This window comes from Streptomyces cyaneus, from assembly GCF_004028635.1.
GTDB lineage: Bacteria > Actinomycetota > Actinomycetes > Streptomycetales > Streptomycetaceae > Streptomyces > Streptomyces cyaneus.
Genome location: NZ_RQJW01000003.1, coordinates 1010405 through 1024950, shown reverse-complemented (window position 1 = coordinate 1024950; position 14546 = coordinate 1010405). Strand labels below are relative to the sequence as shown.

The following is a 14546-nucleotide window of genomic DNA, read 5'->3' as shown; positions in this document are numbered from 1 at the left end:
GTACCGGACTCGGCGGAGGCCGCGCGTCCCGGCGGGGTTCGCCGGAGGTCGTCGTGCGGCCTGAGGCGTAACCTAGCCAACTTGTGTGCCTCGCGTGAAGGTTGACATGTGAAATGTCCGATACGTTTTTGTGACCTTCGACGCTTCGGGGGCGGGGACACCGGTTTCACTTCGCGCTGCGCTGACTCCGCCACGCCTCGTAGTGGTCCAGGACCGTCTGCTCGATCGGGCGGTAGGTGACGCCCAGTTCGTTCACGCTCCGGCTGTTGTCCACCCGGAAGCGGATGCCGAGGTGCTTGCGGATGTAGTCCTGGGTCAGCCCGAAGGCCGGGCCCAGGACGCGTACCGGCCAGTGCGGGAGCGCGGTGCGCGGGAGGCGGAGGTCGCGTGGGTACCGGGTCCGGATGATGCGGGACATCTCGTGGAAGGACGTCATGGTTCGGGCGGCGACGATGTAACGGCCCTTCGCGTCCGGGTTCTCCGCGGCCGCGATGTGCGCGTCGGCCACCTCGCGCACATCCGCCGTGGTGAAGCTGAAGTCCGGCGCGCCGTAGAAGAAGTAACCCTTGAAGAGCTCTTCCAGCAGAAACAGGCTGCCGGACTCCGAGGCGGGGGTGAGGGAAGGGCCCAGGATCAGCCCGGGGTTGATCGACACCATCCGCCAGCGGCCCTGGGCGGCCTCCGCGTCCCAGGCCGCGCGTTCCGCGACCGTCTTGGCGTAGTGGTACGGGTTGCTCTCGACCGTGCTGGTGGTGTTGAAGTACCGCTCCGACAGCACCGTGTCGTCCATGGCCAGGACGTCCGTGTAGTCCCCGAAGATCGCGCCCACGGTGGAGGTGAGTACGAGCTTCTCGACCGTGGGCGTCCGCTCGATGGCCGCCAGCACGTTGCGCGTGCCGAGCAGGGCCGGGTCGACCATGTCCCGGCGGCCGTCCTTGATCTTCTCCGGCATGCGGAACGGCGACGCCACATGGAACACCACCCGGCAGCCGGTCATCGCCTCGTCGAAGGAGCCCTCCTTCAGCAAGTCCGCCTCGAACAAGGACAGTTGGCCGGGGTGTGCCTCCTGCATCTCCCGCAGGGGCCGTGCCTTCGCCGTGTCGGCCGTGCTGCGCACGGTGGCATGGACCCGGTACCCGCGCTCCAGAAGCCGCTTGACCAGATGGCTTCCGACGAACCCGCTGCCGCCGGTCACCAACACGCCTGTCGAGCCGTCCATGCCCACGCCCTCACCCCTCCTGTCGTGCGGTCGGGGGTCACCTTATGGGGCGTCGAACGCCCTTGGGCGTCCTTCGGTGCCGCTACCGGTGTTCCAGTGCCGCGAAGGCCTCGTCCAGGAGCTCCACGAGGTCGAGGGCGCCCTCGGAGGCGGTCCAGTGGTCCAGCGCGACGTTCAGGCAGTCCAGGGCGGCGGCGGCCCGTACGGTCTGGGCGAGTGTCGCCGGCTCCGTGGAACCGGCGCGTTCCGCGAGGGCCCGGGCCAGAGCGGGGCGCCAGCCGTGCTGCTTCTCCAGTTGCCGCGCGCAGAGGGCGGGGGTCTCCCGCACGAGCCGGGTCGTCGCGAGGGCACGCGCCGGATCCTCGCGGTAGCGCTCGATGACGGTGTCCAGCGCGCGCCGCAGCGCCGTCCAGTCGTCCTCGTCGGCGGGCCGGGCCCGAAGGGCGTCCGCGGCCTGGTCGCCGTGGGCGTCGAAGGCGCCGAGGACGGCGTCCTCCTTGGTGCCGAAGTAACGCAGGAACGTACTGCGGGACACTCCGGCCGCCGCGGCCAGGTCGTCGAGGGTGACCTTCTCGAAGCCCTCGCGCCGGAACAACTCGAAGGCCACCTGGGCCAGTTCGGCCCGTACGGCGGCCCGGGCGATGTCTCTCGTATGTGTACGTGCTGCTGCGCTCACCTCGTGACCCTATCCGGTCGCCCACCCTCACTTGCAGTTCCGGCACTCGATCACTAACGTGACACTGAGTTTCACATACGAAACTCCACTTCACCGGCTCTTTTGCAGTGACGGAGGCACGTACACCGTGACCAAGATCCTCGGACTCATCGGCAGCGGCATGATCGGCAGCGCGGTGGCCCGCCTCGCCGTCGCCGCCGGACTCGACGTCGTCCTGAGCAACTCGCGCGGCCCCGAGACCCTCGCCGACCTCGTCGCCGAACTCGGCGAGCACGGACGGGCAGCCACGCCCGAGGAGGCCGCGCAGGCCGGCGATCTCGTGGTGGCGACCGTCCCGCTGAAGGCCTACGACCTCCTCCCGGTCGCCGCCCTTGCCGGAAAGACCGTGATCGACACGATGAACTACTACCCGGACCGCGACGGCCGGGTCGCCGCGCTGGACTCGGGTGAGCTGACCTCCAGCGCCCTGGTCCAGCGGCAGCTGCCCGGCTCACGCGTGGTGAAGGCGTTCAACAACATCGACTTCCGACGGCTGGCGACCTCCGCCCGGCCCTCCGGCGCCCCCGACCGGAGTGCCCTGCCCATCGCGGGCGACGACCCCGGGGCCAAGGCCGAGGTGGCCCGGCTGCTGGACACCCTCGGCTACGACGCCGTGGACATAGGGACGCTCGCCGACAGCCGGCGCAGCGAGCCCGGCACGCCGGTCTACGTGCAGCCGTACATGGCGGCGCGGCCCGAGGGGCTGAGCCAGGAGCAGGCGCAGCGCTGGTTCTTCGAGACGCCGGGTGTCCCGGTCTCCGCGGACCGCGTCAAGGAACTGATCGATGCCACGACCATCGAGAACTGAGGCCACCGTGCAGGGAACACTCGTCGCCGTCCCCACCCCGGACGGAATTACCGACGCCTACCTGGCGCATCCGGACGGCAAGTCCCCGTACCCCGCCGTCCTGATGTACATGGACGCCTTCGGCCTCCGCCCGCATCTGAAGAAGATGGCGGACCGGCTCGCCTCCGCCGGGTACACCGTCCTGGTCCCCAATGTCTTCTACCGCCACGGCCCGGCGCCCGTCGTGGAGTTGCCCGAGTTCATCAACCCGGCCGAGCGACCGGAGATCATCCAGAGCCTGCGCCCGGCCGCGCAAACCCTCACCCCCGAGGCTGCCGTGCGGGACGCCGGGGTCTACCTCGACTGGCTCGCTGACTCTCCGCTCACGGTCGACGGCCCCGTGGGCGTCACCGGTTACTGCATGGGCGCCGCCCTGGCCCTGCGCACCGCCGGGACCCATCCGGACCGAGTGGCGGCCGCGGCCTGCTTCCACGGGGCGTACCTCGCGACGGATGCCCCGGACAGCCCGCACCTGCTCGCCGACCGCATCACCGCCGAGCTCTACTTCGGCCACGCCGACCGGGACTCGACCAACCCGGCCGAGCAGATCGACCGCCTCGACAAGGCCCTCACCGCGGCCGGCGTCCGCCATCGCGGCGAGGTCTACCCCGGCGCCCACCACGGCTTCACCCAGGCGGACACCGCGATGTACGACGCCGAGGCGACGGAACGGCACTGGGCGGCCCTGCTGGATCTGCTGGGCCGCACCCTGCCGTCGCCGTAAGCCTCCGGCCGTCACCAGCGCGGCAGCCGCGGTTCGTAGTCCGGGTGGATCCGACGCATGTACCCGGTGTCGTCGCGGGAGCGCACCCCCGAGTCGATGTACAGCCGGTGCAGCCGCTCCAGGGCATCTTGGTCGAGCTGCACGCCGAGGCCCGGGCCGGTGGGGACCTCGACCGCCCCGTCGCGCAGCCGAAGCGCACCGGGGACGATCACGTCGTCGGCCGAGTTCCACGGGCAGTGCGTGTCGCAGGAGTGGTCGAGGTGGGGGATGGCCGCACCCACGTGGGTCATGGCGGCGAGGCTGATGCCCAGGTGTGAGTTGGAATGCATGGACAGGGCGATGCCGAACGCCTCGCCGACCGCGGCCAGTTCACGGGTGCGGCGCAGTCCGCCCCAGTAGTGGTGGTCGGTGAGGAGCACCTGGATCGCGTTCTGCTCGATCGCGGGCTTCAGGTGCTCCCAGGCGATCACGCACATGTTGGTGGCGAGGGGGAGCGGCGAGTCCTTCGCCACCTCCGCCATGCCGGGGATCGTCGCGGTCGGGTCCTCCAGGTACTCCAGTACGCCGTCCAGCTCGCGGGCGACGTACCGCGAAGTCTCCACCGTCCAGGCGGTGTTGGGGTCAAGGCGCAACGGTTGCCCGGGGAAGGCCTCCGCCAGCGCCCTGATCGCGGCGATCTCCTCGTCGGGCGGGAAGACACCGCCCTTGAGCTTGAACGAGCGGAAACCGTACCGCTGTTGCATCAGCCGGGCCTGCTCGACGATCCCGGCCGGGTCGAGCGCCTCGCCCCAGTCGTCGCCGATCGCCGGGCGGCCGTCGAGGGCGGGGTGTTCGGCCCACTTGTAGAAGAGGTACGCGGCGAAGGGCACCGAGTCGCGGACCTTCCCGCCGAGCAGATCGCTCACCGGACGGCCGAGCAGCTTGCCCTGCGCGTCGAGGCAGGCCACCTCCACCGCCGAGGTGGTCCAGCCGCGTTCGTGGGAGCTGGGCACCGTGGGCAGCAGGTCGGCGTCGATCGCGGCCGCGACGGCGGTCGTGTCGAAGACGTCCATGCCGACGACTACCTTCGCGGCCGCCTGAAGTCGCTCCAGGCGGGCGGTGCCGCCCGGCGACTCGCCGAGGCCGACCGTGCCGTCCTCCAGGACGAGTTGGAGGATGACACGCAGGGCGAGCGGCTCGTGGACGCCGCCCGAGTTGAGCAGGGGCGGGTCGCGAAAGGCGATCGGGGTGACGATCAGCTCGCGGATCCGGGTGCCGACGGTGGGGCTCATGCGCGGACCGCCTCCAGGCCGTGGTCGATGAGTTTCGCCAGCCGGGCGACATGCTCCGGCGCGAGGTCGAGCAGCGGCGCACGTACGCCGCCGACGTCCAGGCCGCGCAGCGTCACCCCGGCCTTGACCAGCGCCACGGCGTATCCGGGAACTTCGTCGCGGAGTTCGACGAGGGGGCCGTAGAACTCGTCGAGGAGCGTGCCGACCGTCGCCTCGTCGCCTTCGGCCAGTGCCCGGTGGAAGGCCAGCGCGATCTCCGGGGCGAAGGCGAACACGGCCGAGGAGTAGAGGTCGACGCCGATGCCGCGATAGGCGGGCGCGGTCATCTCGGCGGTGGGCAGGCCGTTGAAGAACTGGAAGTCCTCGGCGCCCGGTACGGCGCGCACGGCCCGGACGATGCGGTGCATCCGCTCGATGTCGCCGAGGCCGTCCTTGAGGCCGACGACCTTGGGCAGGGCGGCGATCTCGGCCGCCGTGGTCTCGGTGAGGCGGGCGGTGCCGCGTTGGTAGAAGATCACCGGCAGGTCGGTCGTGGCGGTGACCTCCTCGACGTACCGCACCAGACCCCGTTGCGGCGCCGTCACCAGGTACGGCGGCAGCAGCAGGATGCCGTCGGCGCCGGCGCGCTCGACGCGGACGGCATGGTCGCGGGCGATCGGGGGCGGGCCGCCCGCCGCGGCCAGGACGGGGACGCGTCCGGCGGTCGTCTCGACGGCGACCCGCGTGGCCCGTTCGATCTCGTCGGGCGTCAGCGCGTGGAACTCGCCGGTGCCGCAGGCGACGAACACGCCGCCCGCGCCGGCCGCGACACCGCTGTCGATGTGCTGGGCGAGCCGTTCCTCGTCCAGTGACCCGTCCGCGGCGAACGGCGTCACCGGGAAGAACAGCACTCCTTGGAACTTCATGTCTCCCTCAAACGTGGGGGGTTGGTTCAGCCCTTGGTGGCCCCGGCGGCGATGCCGGTGACCAGCGAGCGCTGGAGGAGCAGATAGACGATCAGACTGGGGATCAGGGCGATGACCGCACCGGCCAGCACCACCCCGGAGCCGACCTCGGGGTCGGTGCGCAGGATGGACAGGGCGACGGTGACCGTGTAATCGGTGGGGTCCTTGGCGGCGATCAGGGGCAGCAGGTACTGGTCCCAGATCATGATGAACCCGAGCACACCGGCCACGCCGAGCGCGGGCTTGCACAGCGGCAGGATGACCTGCCCCAGCATCCTCAGCTCACCGACGCCGTCGAGGCGGGCGGCCTCCTCGATCTCGGTGGGGATGTCCCGCATGAACTCGGTCAGCATCATCACCGAGAAGCCCCAGGCGCCCAGCGGCAGGATGACGCCCCAGACCGTGCCCTTGAGGTCCAGGTGGACCACCGGCACGTCACCGAGGACCAGCGACAGCGGGATCGCGATGACCTCCTCGGGGAGCATCATCGTCAGCATGAACAGGGTCAGGATCAGCGCCTGGCCGCGGAACCGGTGCCGGGCCAGCGCGTACGCGGCGAGCGTGCAGACCACGAGCTGGAGCAGCAGACCGCCGCCCGCGATGACGAGCGAGTTGGTGAAGTAGTCCCAGATGCCGCGCTCGCCGGCCACCTTGAAGTTCAGCAGTGTGCTGTCGTGCGGCAGGAACGACAGCGAGGAGCCGCTGGCGTCCGTGGTGAAGGCACCCGAGAGGATCGTCAGGAACGGCGCCGCGAAGATACCGATGGCCATCGCGCAGAGCAGGATCCGGAAGGTCCAGGCCAGGCCCGGCCGGTCACTCCAGCCGAGGGCGGTGTCGAAGCGGGCCGGCGTGGTCCGCCCGGCCCGGGTGCTCCGCCCGGCCCGGGTGCCGGGTGCCGCCGGCCGGACGGGTTCGATGACGGGGGCGCTCATCGCACGTCTCCCCTCTTGCGGAAGTAGTTGACCGTGACGGTGAGCAGCAGCGTCACGCAGAGCAGCACGACCGAGGCAGCGGAGGCGCCGCCGATGTCGTTGCGGGTGAAGCCCAGGGTGTAGGCGCGGGTCATCCAGACCTCGGTGGACCCGGCCGGGCCGCCGCCGGTGAGGACGTAGACCTCGGTGAACACCCGAAGTCCGCGGATCGCGGCGAGAGTCAACACGATGCCCAGGGCGGGGCGGATCGCGGGCAGGGTCACATACCGCAGCCGCTGCCACAGCGAGACGCCGTCCATCGCCGCCGCCTCGTACAGCGTGCGGTCCACGCCCGCCAGACCGGCGAGGATGATCACCATGTTGTACGGGGCCCAGATCCAGATGCCCATGGCCATCGTCGAGTACAGCGCGATGCCGGGGTTGTCGAGGAACTGCACCGGCCCGAATCCGAGCAGGTGCAGGCCGCTGTTGAGGAGGCCGTCGGAGGTCGGGTAGTACATCAGCCGCCACAGCTCACCGACGACCGCGGTCGCGGTGACCGCGGGCAGGAAGACGGCGGTCCGGATGATCTTCAGCGAGCGGGCCTGGCCTTCCAGGAGCAGGGCGAGGACGAAGCCGAGCAGGATGGCGCCGAGCGACTGGCCGAGGCCAAGGATCAGGGTGTGCCCGATGGCGTCCTGGAAGCGGTGGTCGGTCAGGACCCGGGTGTAGTTGTCGAGGCCGATCCACTGGTCGCCGAGGAAGGGCCGTACGTCGAAGAAGCTCAGCCAGATGCCCTTGGCCATCGGCCAGAACTTGAAGACGAGAGCGAGCAGCAGCCCCGGCGCCAGGAAGAGCCAGGGGACGACGGCCTTCTTGCTGAAGACGTTGAAGGCGCTGAAGACGCTGAAGACGCCGGAGGCCCTGCGCGCCGCGGGGGTGGTCACGGGAGCGGTCATTTCAACAGGTCCTGGTCCTTGAGGTCACCGGCGAGGGTCTCGTTCAGCTCCCCCAGCTGGGAGCGGACGTCGCCGCCGCAGTAGGTGAAGATCGAGTTGAGCGCGTCGGCGGTGTCCTGCTTGATCGGCGCGAAGTCCGGCGCGTTCGGGAACTGCTGGGAGGCGTCCTCGTACGCCTTCTGTACGACGCTCCAGCGGGCGTCGCCACGGACCTTCGCCGCGTCCAGCGTGGAGTTCACGGGGATGCGCACGACGGGCTGGTGGCCGTCGACGCTGGTCATGGCGATCTTCTGGCCCTCGGGCGAGATCAGGAACGCGGCCAGCGCCTGCTCCTGCTTCGTCTTCCCGGTCTTGGCGCCGAAGTAGACGTTCTCGCCGTCGGCCAGCACATCGCCGCCGGCCGGGCCCGCGGGCGCCGGGGTCACTTCGTACTTGTCCTTGCCGAGGGTCTGGTCGAAGGTGACGATGTTGTAGGGGCCGGTCATGTACATCCCGGCGTTGCCGTCCTGGAAGTTGGTGGCCGTCGAGGTGATGGCGGTCAGGGCGCCGGGCTGGGTGACACCGTTGTCACCGCAGAAGAGGTTGTTCTTCATCCAGGTCACGGTGTTCACGGCCGCCGCCGAATCCATGGCGGGCCGGTAGGTGCCCCTGCCGTCCGGCTCGATGATCTCCGCGCCGCCCTGCCACAGGAAGCTCGCGCCCCACCAGGCGGCATAGCCGTTCTGGGCGCTGCCCGGCGCGACCATGCCGTAGGTGTCGGCCTTGCCGTCGCCGTCCGGGTCCTCGGTGGCGAAGGCCTTGGCGACGGAGAGCATCTCCTGCCAGGTCGTGGGCGCCTTCAGGCCCAGCTTCTTCAGCCAGTCCGTGCGGATCATCAAGGTCTGGGCCTGACGGGAGTACGGGATGCCGTAGTGCTTGCCGTCGATGCCCACGGTGGAGGACCAGGACTTGTCGGTGATCTGGTGGCCGCCCGCCATCGTCGCGGGGTCGATGGGCTCGAGCAGGCCCTGGCTCTGGTAACTGCCCATCAGCGCCGTGTCGTTGATCATGACGTCCGGGAGGTCCTTGGTGGACGCCCGGCTCTGGAGCTGCTGGTCGAAGTTGATGACCGGCTGGTAGTCGATCTTGATCCCGGTCTTCTTGGTGAACGCGGCGAACACGCGGTCGTAGGTGGCGGCGGCGTCCGGGTTGCTCCGGGTCCACACCTCCAGCGTGTTCGGGTCGTCGCTGCCCGCGCTGCCGGAACCGGAGCCACATGCGGCCGTTCCGAATGCGAGAGTCGCGGCGACGAGCAGGGCGGCCGGGCGGCGACTTCGTCGGCGATCCCGCATGGGCACACTCCGTGGTTGTTCCATGGAATTCACATACGTGAACTCTCTTCATGCATCTAAATGATCGGCCAAGTTACGAATCGTTTCGGCCGTATGTCAAGACATGGCGGTGAGATTTCACCGGCCCTATGCGGGTAGACGTCGGTGCGGCGGGTTCGCGTCACCCCCGGAAAACCAGCCATGGCACGTTGTGCGCAACTCGCGGAGGTCGCACGAACGTACGACCAGTCGAACGGTGCGAGAAAGGGCTTTCCGTCGAGGGGTCGGGCTTGCCGGGTGCTTCGCCTCGGCACCCCCTGTGTAGGAAATGTGAACCAGCTGGCCGGGGCGCGCAGGTGCGATGTGCGGATGCAGGGAAGGCGCCTTCACCAAACCCCCTGCCTGGCTGGCCTGAAGCCGCCTTGCTCGGTCAACTTCGAACACACCAAGGTGGGTTGAGCACTTGAGCATCAGGAGTCACAAGCGCGCTGCTTGAGCCGTGCGGTCGATCGCCCACGGTGATGACGGGGGAAACTGGTGCGGTGCACGTGTTGACGTCGCCCTTGTGGGTGGCGTTTTCGTGCGCCGGGTCGGGAATGCCTCCCTCTGCCATCTCTTGGTGCCTTTGTCCGGTACCCGAGACAGGGAGTAGGAGGGGGAATGCCGATGAGCGCTCTCAGCGCCGCCAAGCCGACGTATCCCGGCGTCTACGTCGAAGAACTTCCCAGCAGCACCCGCACGATCTCGACCTTGACCACGTCCGTGACGGCCTTTGTGGGCCACACCCGACGGGGTCCGCTCAACGAGCCGGTACGCGTCACCAGCTTCACGGAGTTCGAGCGCCGCTTCGGCGGCCTGAGCGCGCAGAGCGCCGTCGGCTACGCGGTCCACCAGTTCTTCGGCAACGGCGGCACCGTCGCGGTGATCGTCCGTGTCGCCAAGGCCGGCAGCGGCAAGGCCGCCTGCGTCACCCTCAAGTCCACCGAGGGCCACAGCGAGGGCCCGGTCCTCGAGGTGCACGCCAAGGAGCCCGGCGTCTGGGGCAACGGCCTGCGGGTCGCCGTCGACCACGACACGCCGTGCCCCGACGAGACGTTCAACCTGCGCGTCTACGACGCCAAGGGCGACGCCCGGGAGAGCTTCACGGGCCTGTCCATGGACCCGGCGAACGGCCGCTACGCGCAGACCGTGATCAACGCGGGCTCGAAACTGATCCGCGTCGAAGTCGTCGGCGAGGGCCGCCCCGACCCGTCCGGCACCGTCTCCAAGCCCTTCGGCGACGAACTGCCGAACCTGGAAGTCGACCTGACCGTCAAGATCGGCGAGGTCGAGCGCGAGTTCAAGCTCTACGACCCCGACTGCGACGGCGAAGCCCCGTGCTCCGTGGCCGAGTTGGCGCTGCTCCTGGAGCGCAAGCTGCGCGCCCTGCCCGACGCGCCCGGCAAGCACGCCTTCGCGGGCGCCGAGGTCACCGCCTTCGGCCGCCGTATCCAGGTCGTCGCCGGCTCCACCGACCCCGAGGACGTCGTCCGCTTCCTCGGCGAGTGCGCCAACGACCTGGGCCTGGAAGCCTCCGTCAACCCGCCCGTCTTCCCGCTGGAGGGCGGCGAGGACGGCGCGGCACCCGGCCCGCGCGACCTCATCGGCTCCGAGGGCGACAAGACCGGCATCCAGGCGCTGCGCGGCGTCGCCGACGTCAACCTGCTGGCGCTGCCCGAGCTCGCGGCGTACGAGAAGACCGAGGACGCGCTCACCGTTATCTCCGCCGCCCAGCGGCTGTGTGCCGAGCGCCGGATCTTCCTGCTGGTCGACGCGCCGAGCACCTGGGTCAGCGTCGACTCCGCACGCGCCGGGCTCGCCGCCTTCGACGCCGTACGCGGAAACCACGCCGGCCTGTACTTCCCGCACCTCCAGCTCACCGACCCGCTCACGGGCCGGCTGCGCTCCTTCCCGCCGTCCGGCGCGGTCGCCGGCGTCATCGCCCGCACCGACTCCGAGCGCGGCGTGTGGAAGGCACCGGCCGGCACCGAGGCACGGCTCGCGGGCGTGCACTCGCTCACCGTCAACCTCACCGACCGTGAGACGGGCCTGCTCAACCCGCTGGGCGTCAACTGCCTGCGCACCTTCCCGGTCACCGGCCCGGTCGTCTGGGGTGCGCGCACGCTGGAGGGCTCGGACGCGCTCGACAGCGAGTGGAAGTACGTCCCCGTACGGCGGCTCGCGCTGCACGTCGAGGAGAGCCTCCAGCGCGGCCTGCAGTGGGTGGTGTTCGAGCCCAACGACGAGAACCTGTGGCAGCAGATCCGGCTCGCCGCCTCCTCGTACCTGCACACGCTCTTCCGCCAGGGCGCCTTCAAGGGCGGTACCCCGCGCGAGGCGTACTTCGTCAAGTGCGACAGCGACACGACGACCGCCGAGGACATCGAGAACGGCATCGTCAACGTCCTCGTCGGCATCGCACCGGTGCGGCCGGCGGAGTTCGTGATCGTCAAAATCCAGCAGACGTCCGGGCAGTTCGCGCTCTGAGCGCCGGGAATCGTGGAGAACTGAAGGAATCCGATGGCTGAGTTCACGGTCAACGCGCATCGCTTCGACCCCTACAAGAACTTCAAGTTCCTGGTCCTGTGGGACGGTCGCACGGTCGCCGGCATCAGCAAGATCAGTCCGCTCAAGCGGACCACCGAGGTCGTCAAGCACCGCCACGGTGGCGACCCGTCGTCCCCGCGCAAGTCGCCGGGCCGCTCCGAGTTCGAGGGCATCACCCTGGAGCGCGGGGTCACCCACGACCCCGAGTTCGACCGCTGGGCCAACAAGGTCTGGCAGGTCGGCGCGGGCCTCGGCTCCGAGGTGTCCCTCGCCGACTTCCGCAAGGACATAGTCATCCAGGTCCTCAACGAGGCCGGCCAGGTCGCCGTCTCGCACAAGCTGTACCGGACCTGGCCCAGCGAGTACCAGGTCCTCGGCGAGCTGGACGCCAACGCCAACGCGGTGGCCATCCAGTCGCTGAAGCTCGAGTGCGAGGGCTGGGAGCGGGACTACGAGGTGCCCGAGCCGGAGGAGCCCTCCTTCCTCAACCCCGCCTGATACGGCGGTAGTCGGGGGGAGCTCGGGACTCGTGGGAAGCGGGGGAGGAGATGGCGATCACCGGGGCGGCTGAACTGCTGGCCACCTGGGAAGCGGGCCTCGCCGAGGCACCGAACGGGCGCGCCCTGCTGCTGCACCGCACGGCCCGCCCGGACGTCGACGCCGCGCGCCTGCCGGTACTGCCGGTGGGCGAGCGCGAGGCCGACCTGTTCGCACTGCGCCGGGCCCTGTTCGGGGAGCGGATGCAGGTGCGACTGGCGTGCTCGGCGTGCCGGGAGGACATGGAGTTCGACCTGGACGCCGGGGAGTTCGCTCGGTCGTTGGGCGGGCGGGGCGGTTCGGGGGACGGGGGCGACTCGTCCGCCGGGACTGTCGTGCGGGTGCGGCAGGACGGCTGGGACGTCGAGTTCCGGCTGCCCGGTGTCGCCGACCTGACGGCGGCGGCCCGGGCGGCCGACCCGCGCGCGGCCCTGCTCGCACGGTGCCTGGTCTCGGCGGTGCGCGACGGGGCGGCCGTGGGCGCCGGTGACCTGCCGGTCCCGGTCCAGCGCCGGATCGCCGAGGCCGTCGAGGCCGCCGACCCCGGGGCCGACGTGACGCTCAACGTCGCCTGCCCCGAGTGCGGCGAGGCCACCCGGGCCGAACTCGACATCGCCTCCTACCTGTGGACCGAACTGGACGCCTGGGCACGGGACCTGCTGCTCGACGTCCATCTGCTCGCCACCTCCTACGGCTGGAGCGAGCCGGAGATCCTGGCGCTCAGCCCGCTGCGGCGCCGTTACTACCTGGAGCTGTGTGCGGATGTCTGACGCCGAAGGGGCGCCCGTGCCCGACTTCCTCGACCGGCTGATCGCCCGGCACACTCCGGTCGCCGCCGCCGGTGCGCGCACGGATGTGGTGCGGGTACGGCCCCGGCTGCCGGGCCCGTTCGAGCGGGTGGAGGCGGTCCGCAGCACCGCGCCCGAGCCGGACGACGGCTCCGACCTGCTGTGGCCCGCCACCACGCCGTCCGCCGTACACCCGGAGCAGGCACCGCGTCCGGCGGCGGCCGCGCCCCGGACGCACACGGAACGGGAGCGGACCGTCGTACACACCGAACGCGCCCCCGCCGACCCGGCGCCGCGGCCCGCCACGAGGGCCCTGCCCGAGGCGCCGCTGCTGCGCCCCGTCGCGCCCGTCGCCGCGCAGCCGCGCCCCACACCCGACGCCGCGCACCGGGGGGCGGGCCGTGGGCGCACGGAGCGGGGCGCACCCCAGAGCACGGCGTCCGTGCCCATCCCCCCGGGCACGGACGCCGTTTCCCCCACTGCCGTCTCGGCTGCGCTGCGGCCCAGCGCCGCGGACACCGCGGCGGCACGGGACGCCGTACGACAGGCGGCGGCGCGCCGGCCCTCGCGGGCACCCGAGCAGGTGGTGCAGGTGCAGATCGGGCGGCTGGAGGTGACGGCCGGACCGTCGCCGTCCGGCGGCACCCGGCAGCGGACGCCCTCGACGGGGCGGCCGGCGACGACCTTGAGCCTGGCCGAGTACCTGACGCAGGGGCGGGAGTGACATGACGGACCGAGGAACCGAGGAACCGACTTCATGAGCAACGCACTCGCCATCGCCCATGTCACCCAGGCCCTCGCCCTGCTGCTCGAGTCCAACCTGGGCCCGGAGTTCGACGAGGCCGTGAAGGTGGAGCCGCGCAAGCCGCCGGCGGATCCGCCGGACCAGCCCACCATCAACGTGTTCCTCTACCAGGTCACGCCCAACACCTCGATGCGAGGCAACGACCTGCCGACCCGTGCCTCCGACGGCACGCTGATCAAGCGGCCGGCCGCCGCGCTGGATCTGCACTATCTGATCAGCGCGTACGGGGACGAGACGGAGCTGGTCGGGCAGCGGCTGATCGGCTCCGTGGTGCGCACCCTGCACGAGATACCGATCCTGCCGAAGGACGTCATCGAACAGGCCGGTGAACGCCCCTACTTGGTGGGCAGCGATCTCGCGGAAGCCGTCCAGCGGGTGCGGTTCACACCGACGGTGATGGACATCGACGAGACGTCGAAGCTGTGGGGGATGCTCTACCAGACGCCGTACTCGCTGTCGGTGGTCTACCAGGCGACCCTCATCTTCATCGACGGCCGCGAGACACCGGTACCGGCGAAGCCCGTCGAGCGGCCCGAGGTACGGGTGCTGCCGTTCGGGGCTCCGGGAGCTCCGGTGCCGCCGGTGATCGGTGACGGCGCGTCAAGCAGCAGGTCGGGTGGTGACGTCGAGTCGGCCGGCAGGTCCGGAGGTGACGTCGAGGTCGCCAACAGGGCCGAGAAGGCCGAGACACCTGAGAAGCCTGCCGCCCGGACACCCGTGAAGGCCCCCTCCAAGGCGCCGGTGAAGGCGCCTGCCAAGGCGGCGGCGAAATCGCCTGCGAAAGCGCCTGCCAAGGCTCCGCCGCGAGGCCGCAAGGCGGCACAGCCGAGCAAGTCGACGGGCGGTGCCGCGCGCGGCACGGAGACGGACAGCACGGCCGAAGGCGCCGAGAACTGAGACGGCATGGGAACGACGGGGGCAGGTGAGGAC

14 protein-coding genes are annotated in these 14546 nt (G+C 70.4%); 7 read left to right on the top strand and 7 right to left on the bottom strand.

Annotated elements, in window-relative coordinates:
* Positions 1-166: 166 nt before the first annotated feature.
* The gene (locus tag EHO50_RS13485; RefSeq protein WP_128430142.1) at positions 167-1219 is read right to left on the bottom strand and encodes an NAD-dependent epimerase/dehydratase family protein; all 1053 of its coding nucleotides are present in this window, start codon (positions 1217-1219) and stop codon (positions 167-169) included.
* A gap of 82 nt (positions 1220-1301) precedes the next feature.
* Positions 1302-1895 (bottom strand): TetR/AcrR family transcriptional regulator, encoded by a 594-nt coding sequence (locus EHO50_RS13480; RefSeq protein ID WP_128430140.1) that lies wholly within the window; start codon positions 1893-1895, stop codon positions 1302-1304.
* A 127-nt stretch (positions 1896-2022) separates the two neighbouring features.
* Between EHO50_RS13480 and EHO50_RS13475 the strand changes: the two genes are divergently transcribed.
* A complete protein-coding gene (locus tag EHO50_RS13475) occupies positions 2023-2742 on the top strand; it encodes an NADPH-dependent F420 reductase (protein ID WP_128430137.1) in 720 nt (239 codons plus the stop codon).
* Positions 2720-3505 carry a dienelactone hydrolase family protein gene (locus EHO50_RS13470; protein WP_128430135.1) on the top strand — a complete coding sequence of 262 codons (786 nt, stop codon included), beginning with the start codon at positions 2720-2722 and terminating at the stop codon, positions 3503-3505. The genes EHO50_RS13475 and EHO50_RS13470 overlap by 23 nt, the downstream gene beginning before the upstream one ends.
* Before the next feature lie 11 nt (positions 3506-3516).
* Here the strand turns inward: EHO50_RS13470 and EHO50_RS13465 are convergent, their stop codons facing one another.
* From EHO50_RS13465 to EHO50_RS13445, 5 genes are read right to left on the bottom strand one after another with little or no spacing between them, the layout of a single operon-like run.
* Positions 3517-4776 carry a glucarate dehydratase family protein gene (locus EHO50_RS13465; protein WP_128430133.1) on the bottom strand — a complete coding sequence of 420 codons (1260 nt, stop codon included), beginning with the start codon at positions 4774-4776 and terminating at the stop codon, positions 3517-3519.
* On the bottom strand, positions 4773-5681 hold the full coding sequence (locus EHO50_RS13460; protein WP_128430132.1) for a 5-dehydro-4-deoxyglucarate dehydratase: 909 nt from the start codon (positions 5679-5681) through the stop codon (positions 4773-4775). Before EHO50_RS13460 ends, EHO50_RS13465 begins: the two co-directional genes overlap by 4 nt.
* A gap of 26 nt (positions 5682-5707) precedes the next feature.
* A complete protein-coding gene (locus tag EHO50_RS13455) occupies positions 5708-6652 on the bottom strand; it encodes a carbohydrate ABC transporter permease (RefSeq protein WP_128430131.1) in 945 nt (314 codons plus the stop codon).
* Positions 6649-7590: a carbohydrate ABC transporter permease gene (locus EHO50_RS13450; protein ID WP_128430130.1), complete on the bottom strand. Its 942-nt coding sequence runs from the start codon at positions 7588-7590 to the stop codon at positions 6649-6651. Before EHO50_RS13450 ends, EHO50_RS13455 begins: the two co-directional genes overlap by 4 nt.
* Entirely contained in the window at positions 7587-8921 is a 1335-nt protein-coding gene (locus EHO50_RS13445; RefSeq protein WP_128430129.1) for an ABC transporter substrate-binding protein, read from the bottom strand. The genes EHO50_RS13450 and EHO50_RS13445 overlap by 4 nt, the downstream gene beginning before the upstream one ends.
* Before the next feature lie 639 nt (positions 8922-9560).
* Between EHO50_RS13445 and EHO50_RS13440 the strand changes: the two genes are divergently transcribed.
* Genes EHO50_RS13440 through EHO50_RS13420 form a run of 5 tightly spaced genes read left to right on the top strand, consistent with a single transcriptional unit; the run spans position 9561 to position 14513 of the window.
* Positions 9561-11426 (top strand): phage tail sheath subtilisin-like domain-containing protein, encoded by a 1866-nt coding sequence (locus tag EHO50_RS13440; protein WP_128430128.1) that lies wholly within the window; start codon positions 9561-9563, stop codon positions 11424-11426.
* 33 nt (positions 11427-11459) lie between these two features.
* Positions 11460-11984 (top strand): phage tail protein, encoded by a 525-nt coding sequence (locus EHO50_RS13435; protein ID WP_004003113.1) that lies wholly within the window; start codon positions 11460-11462, stop codon positions 11982-11984.
* Between the two features lie 50 nt (positions 11985-12034).
* The gene (locus EHO50_RS13430) at positions 12035-12793 is read left to right on the top strand and encodes a T4 family baseplate hub assembly chaperone (RefSeq protein ID WP_128430127.1); all 759 of its coding nucleotides are present in this window, start codon (positions 12035-12037) and stop codon (positions 12791-12793) included.
* Positions 12786-13535: a hypothetical protein gene (locus EHO50_RS13425; RefSeq protein WP_128430126.1), complete on the top strand. Its 750-nt coding sequence runs from the start codon at positions 12786-12788 to the stop codon at positions 13533-13535. The genes EHO50_RS13430 and EHO50_RS13425 overlap by 8 nt, the downstream gene beginning before the upstream one ends.
* Before the next feature lie 33 nt (positions 13536-13568).
* Entirely contained in the window at positions 13569-14513 is a 945-nt protein-coding gene (locus EHO50_RS13420) for a Pvc16 family protein (protein WP_128430125.1), read from the top strand.
* Positions 14514-14546: the final 33 nt, after the last annotated feature.